The organism is uncultured Microbulbifer sp. (assembly GCF_947489355.1).
Taxonomy (GTDB): Bacteria; Pseudomonadota; Gammaproteobacteria; order Pseudomonadales; family Cellvibrionaceae; genus Microbulbifer.
Window position 1 is genome coordinate 1 of sequence record NZ_CANLDD010000142.1, and the last position, 1853, is coordinate 1853.

The window sequence follows — 1853 nt, forward strand, 5'->3', positions numbered from 1 at the left end:
TCTCGTAATCTCGTAATCTCGTAATCTCGTAATCTCGTAATCTCGTAATCTCGTAATCTCGTAATCTCGTAATCTCGGATCAGTTTGCGCTTGTTGTCCACGCAGATATGGTTCTTATACTCGTAGTGGGCCTCATTATTTTTCTTGTACAAGCGATCATCCAGATCGTTCTGACGTTTGGTTGTTTCTCGATTCTTTCCGGTACTTTGCCGGCCTTAATTTCTTCGCTCTCATCTCGACTATTGCACTACTTCGATACATCAATAAAATTGGCATCAACTATTTGCCCTTTTTGAGCTTTGTAGCCCTGTGCATCAAGCTGTAAATCGAACTCGAGAAAGAGAGACTTCATAAGCTCATCATTCTTCAATTGTTCGCGAAACAGACAGTTCATCTTAGTGTTCGGCATTCTGTCTTCCGTATTCAGGTTGAGAACCCGGAAAAATGTAAATCGGTTGCGTAAATGATGCTCCAGTTCATCGCCTGATAAGTTGTACAAATCTGCAATACCAGCGCTTTGAATATTACAATGACATCTAAGAGCTTTCGTCCTGTATTTCTCTTTCGCGTTTTTGTGTGAATTTTATTCAAAGTGTTGCGAAAATCTTCCCGATCAATCAGCTCTCACAGATTAATCAGCGATTCACGCTCGCTCAGTTTACGATGTCGGTCTTCGAAATCTAAGAAGCCCGGCTGCATTTTTTGCATAACTTCTATCTGAGAGAAGTTGAATCGATTTTACCAGTAATCAGGTGATTTTTAGAGGTGCGCTAAAATACACTCTCCACCAGTAAAACCTAAGCCCCCGTCCTCTCTACATTATCATACGCACCAGAGTTTCCAACCAAATGAAAGCCTAAGATTAGCAATCTGCACGATTCAAATTCATTTTATATTTGAAATAACATATCAGATGAAAATTATAACTTTAGAATTAAAAAGATTGACTTCACGGCGTTTAATAAAAAGCAAAACCTAAAAAATAAACCGCGAATACAACCTTGAAGTACATGCCGCTTATGCGGTTTGCGCGTCAAATTTTTATCCATTAAATTTTCTGATGCTTCAATACCTAATATTTTTCTGGGCCGATTATTTAAATCGGATGCCACTGTATTAACCTCTTCTTGAATTATCCTTTTAGAGCCTGTACTCGTTGGTCAACATTGCCACAACATACCATTCGTATTCCCGTTCAAACAACGTCCCCAAGGGTAGTAGGCGTGCGCGAAGCAAACCTTAGCTCCATGTTCCCCGGTAATTTTTTTGTGATAGGCAAAATCTTTACCATTGCCCGTCGTGATCCTATGCAACGCTGTCGTATAAGCCTTCAACAGAGCTATAGCGGCCTCCGTCATCGTATCTGTGTTTGTCCTTCACCTGCGCAGTTAGTGTAAACTGCGTGACACGCTCTACAATGGCCGCCAGAACGCCACTGTGTCCCATGCCAATGGCGGTATCAGTTTCCCAGTCGCCAACCCAGCTTTTCGTATCTACTTTCACCGGACACTCATCAATACTTACACGATTCCTTATTTGGCTGCGATTGGTTTTATCATTGCTTCGGTGGTAATACTTTCTACTGTGCCGCTTGGGTTCATGGATAGTTCATCACCTCTCGCCCTATCAGCCCACACATGCTGATAGAGCCGCTCACGGCCCAACAGTATCAAGTGCCCCTAAAGCAGCAAATCTACGTTCTACTTCTAGCCCCATTTTTCAGTATGCTTATCTTCCACCACTTTAATCAGCTCTGGCGTTATTGTTGCCGCTTTTCTAGGGGCTGTTCCCGTTTCACATGGGTAGCCATAGGAAGGCACAAGCCATAGCTACTGTGCTTTGATAGCACCTCT

General features: G+C 42.5%; 2 protein-coding genes. Both read right to left on the bottom strand.

Translation table 11 applies throughout. From position 1 onward, the window contains the following. Nucleotides 1–247: 247 nt before the first annotated feature. The gene (locus Q1A48_RS22040) at nt 248–409 is read right to left on the bottom strand and encodes a hypothetical protein (protein WP_366523465.1); all 162 of its coding nucleotides are present in this window, start codon (nt 407–409) and stop codon (nt 248–250) included. Between the two features lie 896 nt (nt 410–1305). After that, nucleotides 1306–1503 carry a hypothetical protein gene (locus tag Q1A48_RS21150; protein ID WP_299948822.1) on the bottom strand — a complete coding sequence of 66 codons (198 nt, stop codon included), beginning with the start codon at nt 1501–1503 and terminating at the stop codon, nt 1306–1308. Nucleotides 1504–1853 lie beyond the last annotated feature (350 nt).

Coding starts and splice junctions, on each gene's coding strand:
- Q1A48_RS22040 (WP_366523465.1), bottom strand. CDS start 409: ATGCCGAACACTAAGATGAACTGTCTGTTTCGCGAACAATTGAAGAAT.